The organism is Mycobacterium sp., assembly GCF_052145595.1.
In the GTDB taxonomy this organism is placed as follows: Bacteria; Actinomycetota; Actinomycetes; order Mycobacteriales; family Mycobacteriaceae; genus Mycobacterium.
The window spans coordinates 1-6,799 of record NZ_JBKQOI010000269.1 but is presented as its reverse complement, the minus strand read 5'-3'; the positions used below and the strand labels follow the sequence as shown (position 1 = coordinate 6,799).

General features: G+C 65.6%; 5 protein-coding genes and 2 pseudogenes. 1 reads left to right on the top strand and 6 read right to left on the bottom strand.

Annotated elements, in window-relative coordinates:
- Window positions 1–279, top strand: a pseudogene (locus ACLP4W_RS23305) (recombinase family protein); the annotation flags it as partial.
- A 2-nt stretch (window positions 280–281) separates the two neighbouring features.
- On the opposite strand, the gene ACLP4W_RS23300 reads toward ACLP4W_RS23305, so the two are convergent.
- The 6 genes and pseudogenes from ACLP4W_RS23300 to ACLP4W_RS23275 all read right to left on the bottom strand — a co-directional run.
- Window positions 282–1,757 carry a WS/DGAT/MGAT family O-acyltransferase gene (locus tag ACLP4W_RS23300; RefSeq protein ID WP_442389763.1) on the bottom strand — a complete coding sequence of 492 codons (1,476 nt, stop codon included), beginning with the start codon at window positions 1,755–1,757 and terminating at the stop codon, window positions 282–284.
- Between the two features lie 181 nt (window positions 1,758–1,938).
- Window positions 1,939–3,717 (bottom strand): IS1634 family transposase, encoded by a 1,779-nt coding sequence (locus tag ACLP4W_RS23295; protein ID WP_442389762.1) that lies wholly within the window; start codon window positions 3,715–3,717, stop codon window positions 1,939–1,941.
- A gap of 296 nt (window positions 3,718–4,013) precedes the next feature.
- Window positions 4,014–5,183 (bottom strand): hypothetical protein, encoded by a 1,170-nt coding sequence (locus tag ACLP4W_RS23290; protein ID WP_442389761.1) that lies wholly within the window; start codon window positions 5,181–5,183, stop codon window positions 4,014–4,016.
- Window positions 5,184–5,425: 242 nt separating this feature from the next.
- Window positions 5,426–5,548 carry a hypothetical protein gene (locus tag ACLP4W_RS23285; RefSeq protein WP_442389760.1) on the bottom strand — a complete coding sequence of 41 codons (123 nt, stop codon included), beginning with the start codon at window positions 5,546–5,548 and terminating at the stop codon, window positions 5,426–5,428.
- A 16-nt stretch (window positions 5,549–5,564) separates the two neighbouring features.
- The gene (locus tag ACLP4W_RS23280; protein WP_442389759.1) at window positions 5,565–6,317 is read right to left on the bottom strand and encodes a hypothetical protein; all 753 of its coding nucleotides are present in this window, start codon (window positions 6,315–6,317) and stop codon (window positions 5,565–5,567) included.
- Window positions 6,318–6,504: 187 nt separating this feature from the next.
- Window positions 6,505–6,799: pseudogene (locus tag ACLP4W_RS23275) on the bottom strand (phosphoglucomutase, alpha-D-glucose phosphate-specific); the annotation flags it as partial.

The following is a 6,799-nucleotide window of genomic DNA, read 5'->3' as shown; positions in this document are numbered from 1 at the left end:
GCGGTGGCGAAGTCGTGGCAGACCTCAGCGGTGCGCCAAATCCTATGCTCGGGCCGGATCGCCGGATTGCGGGAGCATCACGGGCAGGTGATCGGGCCCGCGGTGTGGCCGGCGATCATCACCCCCGCGGAGCGCGATTGCGTCTTGGCCCGTATCGCGGCGCGCAGCGTGACGAAAACCCGGGCACCGAGAACGTATCTGTTATCGGGGGTGCTGCGCTGCGGACGCTGCGGTAATCGCCTGTTCTCCCAAGCTCGGCACGTTAACCCCGACAACCGATGTCATGCGCCGCTTCCCGCCCGACCGCTCCGCTGCTCGCGGCGGACGCCAGTTCCGTTGCTGGCGGGCCGAGTCTGCGTCGGCCGATCGCCGCCGCCCAGCTCGGCGATCCCGCGCTCGATCCCCGCGCACACCAGGTCGATGTCGGGCGCGGTGTCGTAGTCGCCGGTCACGCCGAAGTGCAGCCTCCCGTCGTAGGAGAAGATCGCGGTGGCGATCCTGATCTGCGGCCCGAGCATTACGTACGGTGCGGCCTCGAGCATCCGGCGGCCGAGCAGGTAGAGCGGGTGCTGGGGTCCGGGCACGTTTGTCGTCACCGTGTTGATCGTCCGCTGGGGGAGGCTCGCCGCCAGGCGCGAGCCGAGAGCGAGCAGCATCGGCGGTGAGAATCCCTGCAGGCTGACCAGGGCCTGCCCGGCGACCGCGTCGCCCCGCCGCTTGATGTCATCCATCTGGCTGCTGATGCCCTGAAGCCGGCAGACGGGGTCCTCCTCGCCCACTGGCAGGCGTGCGAACACCGCCGAGACGCGATTGCCGCCGTGCTCTCCGGGCGCGCGCACGGAGACGGGCACCATCGTGCTGACAACCGTTTCGGGTGCGAGCTCGCCGCGGGCTGCGAGCAGTTCGCGGAAGCCGGAGGCGACCGCGGCGAGCACGACGTCGTTGACAGTTCCGCCATGCCGCTTGCGCACCTCCTTGACGTCCTGGAGGCTGACCGTCGTGCGGTCAAAGCGGCGGTGCGGTCCGATCGGTCCGTTCAGTGACGAGGTGCCGCCCTTCAGCAGGTTCCGGCCCAGCGGCAGCGCCGAGCGAGCTGCCGCGACACCGCGTTCAAGCAGGTCACGCGGTGCCTTGACCGCGAGCCGGAGACTCTGGAGCTGCTCGAGTGGGCTCATCAGTCCGGCGAGTGACTCGACGGCGACAGCGAGCGCACCCGGCCCGGGCTCCGGCTGCCAGGGCGCCGGCTCTGGGCGCTCGGCGTCGCGCTTATCGGACAGCATCACGGTGTTGATCTCGCTGGCGGTGACGCCGTCGACCATCGCGTGGTGGAGCTTCCAAAGTACCCCCCAGCGGCCTTCGCTCAGCCCCTCGACCACCCACATCTCCCAGAGCGGACGGCGCCGATCTAGCTGCTGGGAGACGACCCGCGCGAACAGGCGATCGAGCTCCCGATCGCCGCCGGGTGCCGGCAGCGCCGTGCGCCGCACGTGATACTCGAGGTTGAAGTGGGGATCATCGATCCACACCGGACGCGCCATCGCGAGCGGCAGGAACCGCAGCTTCTGGCGGTAGCGCGGGACGAACGGCAGCTTGCCCTCGACGTAGTTGAGCAGCTCGGCGTGGTCGGAAGCCGGCCCCTCGAAGGTCGACATCCAGGCAACGTTGGCCTGCACCTCGCCGCTCTCGAGATGCAGAAACGTGGCGTCGAGCGGGGTCAGCCTCCGCATTTCGGCCTCCGTTCGCTTGGAACCGCGCAATCGCGCGCGGCTGACCTCGTCGGAGTGGGCCCTGCCGAAATAAACATCGCAACGGCGGGAACTGATTCTATCGGAGCGCTCGCGCAGACGGAAGCTGCGTTAGTCCGAAGTTGCGGCGGTTTGGGTAGGCGATTGTGGGTGTTACGTGGGGGTTTATTGATTTGGTCGGTTGGTTGTCTGACTACGCGGCGATGGTGAGGGGGATGGCGGCGCCGATGAGCTCGAAGGCGCGGCGTTGATCGGTTGTTGGGTCGCTGAGTTTGTCGATCTCGACGTTGGCGCCGTGGTAGCGGATCTGGTTGCGGGTGAGGGTGGCTAGGTGGTCGAGCAGGGCGCGGAAGCTGCGTAGCGGGGTGCCGTCGGGGGCTTGTTGGCGGGAGGCTTTGGCCTGGGCGGCTGGTGAGCGTTTGGCCGCTGCGACGGGGTTGTTGCGGCTTGGTGGTGCATCATCGGTGAAGGTCAGTGGCGCCCAGGCCTGGCGCAGATGCCAGGTCACATAGCAGGCAAGCAGGCAGATCAGCACGTGGGCTTGGACGCGTTCGGTGAGCCGGTGGTGGATGGGACGCAGGTCTAGGTCGTCAGTCTTGATGCTGCGGAAGTCGCGTTCGACGTTGGCCAGGTTCTTGTAGCCGGTGACGACCCCGGCCGCATCCAGGTCGGCGGTGGGCACGCTGGTGCGCAGCACGTAGATGCCGTCCAGGTGGGCTTCGGCGTTGATGCTGGTGTGGTTGCGCTGGTAGGTGAACGTGGTGTCGGTGATCTGGCGCTGGAAGTGCTTGCCCACCTTGTATTTCCCGACGACTTTGCCGTAGGCCTCGCCGATCTTGTCGGTGCCGGCCAGGGTGCCGCGATCGACCCGCGCGGCGATGCCGGCCAGCAGTGTTTCGGTGGCCGCGAGTAGCTCGTGGCGTTTGCGGGCGCGTTCGACAGCCAGCGCGGGGTTGCGGCAGGCGATCAGCCGTTCGCCGGGGAAGTCGGGGTGGGCGATCTCGGTCAGGTCGTGGGCATCGAACAGGCTCATCTGCAGCGGCCCGTCGTCGGCGGCCAGTGTGGCGATCGCCGGTGCGCGCAGCGCGGTGATCCACCCGAACCCGGTGCCGGTGTCGTCGTTGAGTTCGCGCAGCGCTTCGATGCGGGCGGAGGTGATCATGCCACGATCGCCCACCAGCACCAGCCGTGCCAGCCCGAAGCCGGTGCGTACCACCTCGACGATCTCGGTGAACGCGGCCGGGTCGGCGGTGTTGCCGGGAACCACCCGCACCGCCACCGGGCGCCCGGCCGCATCGGTGAGGATGCCGTATTCAATCTGCGGGAGTCCCTTTTTGCCGTCGCGGGAATAGCCCCGGGCGGCCAGCTCACAACACCGGCCGGTCACCCACGAGGAGGTGAGGTCAAACAACGCCATCCGCGACGGATTCGCTTTCGGGGCAAGGTGTTTAGCGGCGAGTTTCTTTTCGATCGCGTCCTGGCGGTCAGCGAGCCAGTCCATCGCCGCGTAGACCTCGTCGGTGGATGCCCCCGCCACATCAAGGTCTACCCCCAACGTGGTGTCGGCCCACCGCGACAGGGTGCACAGCTTGCTGGCCGGGTGGATAACCCGCGAAACGATCAACGCGAACGCCAGATCCCGCGACCGGCACGGCGAGCCCAACAGCGCCGGCAATCCCAGGCTGCGCGCCATCGCCGCGACCGCGGCCACGTGCCCGTGCGCCAGCGCGCGGGTGATGTCGAACTCGGTGCCCGCGGCGATCAGGGTGTGGCCCTTCAGCGTCGCCTCGATCGCGGCGATTGCGGCCTCGGGCAGCATCGACAGGTTCGCCAGGGTCTGGTTGCGCACCTTGGCGCCCTCGCGGTAGGTACGGCGCAGATACACCGACTCGTACTCGCGCCGTTTGCCCAGCTTATCCATATGCGACCGCTTAACTCTGACTACATGCGCCCTACCAGCATTTCGCTGCATGCCTTGCATCATAATCGACACAACGCAACACCACCGGCAACCACACACCATTATTTTGACTACAGGCTCAATGCGGTTGACGCCGATACCATCAGGTCACAACACAATTCAGCCCCAAAAGCCGCCGTAACTTCGGGTTAGAAATCTTCCGTCTCAGGCGCCAAGGTGTGGGTAGATTCCCGACTCGTCACCAACGTGAGATTTCTCTGCCGCTTCGCAGCTTTTAACACCCTGGCGCGCATCCGTTGCTAGGTTGCAACTCCCGAGTCGGAGATGGAGCCGACGATCGCGACTACCTATTGAGAACGACGTGCTACCGCTGCCGCGTAGCGCGGCTTGGTGTTGCCGGCTTCGATGTTCCATGTCACGGCTCGTTTGATGCTGAAACCAAGGAGTTTGGCGAGGACAGCAGCGGACAGTTCGCCGGCGAGTTCGATCAGCGCGGTGTTGCGGGCGACGCGCGGCAAGATGCCAATTCGTCTCAGCCGCAAACCCATTTGGTTCGCGGACAGGTGGCGCCCGGAGCGTCCTCCTGGGAACAGCCATGGATTGTCGCCAGCGTCGACGGCGGCGTATCCTCGCCGTTGCTGCACGAGTTCAGCGAGGAAGCGATCGAGGGGCGTGGGGACGGTCAGCGGGATGGCGCCCAGCTTCAATGTCACTGGCCGTCCTGGGTCGATGGTGACGTCGGAGATCTTCACGGTGACCAGGCGTGTCGTCTGCTGGCTATAGAGCAGCACCAGAAGGCCTGCGACGCGATCGCGTGTTTCAAGGTGCGGGTCTTCGATGAGGTACTGGATGAGCTGCCAGCGCTCGTCGTCGCCGGACAGGGTGTCGCGGGTCCTGCGGGTTTCGGGCGTTGGGGCCTGGACGTCGTGGGCGTGACCGCGGTGAACCGCCCACCCTAGGAAGTGGTGGATTTGGGCGCGGGTGGGATTGCAGACCACCCAGTGGTCAACGTGTTCCTGCCGACATGATGCCAGCGTCAATCCCTGCGCTTGAAGGTCCTCGAGAAAGGCTGTGATAGCACTGATTTCGCTTTGCGCCCCTAGTCCATTGCCGCGTTTGAGCGGTGCTCGGCTCGCTTGGTCTCGCAGTCTGCGAAGGTGATGCCATTCGGCGAAGGCGCGGACAGCTGACCGGTCATCGCGGTTTTCGATGCTAAGCAGCCGTGCATCGACGTACATCTCAGTGCGACGTAGATACGGGTCTCGAGGTGGTAGCGCCCCGGCGTCGATGAGAATGTTGCGGAGCCATTCCACCGACTTGCTGGTGGGCAGGCTATCGAGACCTTCGTGGCTGAGCGTATCGCCGAGGTCGCGTATCCCCGCCGCCAGCGGTTTGCGCAGGCGGGTCCGCCCAGCCCAGCGCAATACCGCTGATGAGTCGCACTCCAGGAGGGTCTCGACGATTCTAGCTGCCGACCCGCTGAGCTCGCCGTCGTGGCCAAACAGGCCCCGTAGCACACCCGGGCAGGCACTTATGCGGCGAACACCAAGGGCATCCGCACCATCCCGGTGCTTCGCCTAACGCCAGAAGGGTCTTAAGAGACAGAAACCCTGTGCCGGGCGTCTCTGTTGAAGAGCACTCATGCCGCCGGTCGAGCGGGGGAGGATCTGCCCCGGGCGGCCCTGTCGTCGGTGCCGGGTTTGTGTCGCCGAGCGGCAACCTGAGCACCCGCGTCGACGCACCGGGTCCGTCTATGCGGCTAGCTGCCGCCGCCGATGGTGAACGTGCCGATCCTGTTGGGCCGCATCACGTTATGGCCGATGCCCCAGTTCCACCGCGCCGAGTCAGACGAGAAATACTGGTTCACGCTGGTCGCGATCATGACCTGCCCGATGCGCTCACGACAGTGCCGGGTCCATAGCGATGCCGGTGTAGGCCGCGAACGGGTGCAGAACGGCAACGCCGTCACGCCATCGCCTCAGCCCACGCGATATGCCCCTCGAAGCCAAGCGTTCCGCCATGTCGCGGTAGCGATCCCGGAAGTTCGCGTAAGCCGCGGCGTCGCCCTGAGCCCGCGCCAGTAGAGCCCGCAGCCGCAGCAGCCAGATGTCGCGTATCACCAGACCCTCATCGGCTGGCGCGGTCGCTAACCGCTCGACCGCGGCCTCGGCTTCGACCATGTCAGCGTCGGCGGCGCGGTCGAGCAGTGTCTCCACCAGAACACCGGTCGCTGGAATGCCCCACAACAGCGGCCGTCTCTCGCGGAACAGATGGTCGACGGTGGTGCGCATGAGCGGTATGGCGCCATCCCGATCTCCGCACCGAGCCCTCTCGCGTGCCAAGTACACATTGACGAGCGGTAACTCGGACAGGACGTATCTCTCGCGCAGGAACACTTCGCTGAGCACGGCCAGCAGCATCTGTCCGCCGTCACGCTCCGCATCTGTTTGCCGGTGCACCAGCGCCACGCCCAACATCACCCGCGCGATGGCCAACGCGAGGTCATCACCGGATCGTTCGGCAATCCGTAGGGCATCCTCGATCTCGCGTACCACGGAATCGTCGGGCCTCAGCACGCCATACGGTATTCCCGGGGAGTAGGCGAAGGCGACGACCGTGGCGTAGGACATGGGGTCAGCGCTGCGGACCATGGCCAGGCCGTGATGCTGGTCGTCGCGCCATCCGGGACGACCCAGGCAATACCGGGCAATAGCCCGCGTCGTGAAGGCGAACGCTAACGGAGATGTAGCGCTTGAGAGTGCCGCTATCGAGCAGCTCGCGCGTGATGTTATCGAGCCAGATGCTCTGTCCCAAGATTGTGGAGCGTTTGAGTAGCCTTCATGATCTAACCTCCAAAGCGTTGTTCACGATCTCTTGGGCTGCGCGAAGGATCGCATCCAGATGCGCTCGGTCCTTGAAACTTTCCGCGTAAATCTTGTAGATGCTTTCCGTCCCAGAAGGGCGCGCCGCGAACCAGCAGCTAGCGGCAATCACTTTCAGACCGCCGATCGGCGCGTTGTTGCCAGGAGCCTTGGTCAGCTTGTCTGTGATCGGCTCGCCGGCGAGCGTCGCTGCAGTGACCGCGTCAGGAGAGAGGTGTTCCAGCCGCTCTTTCTGTTGCGCGGTTGCGGGC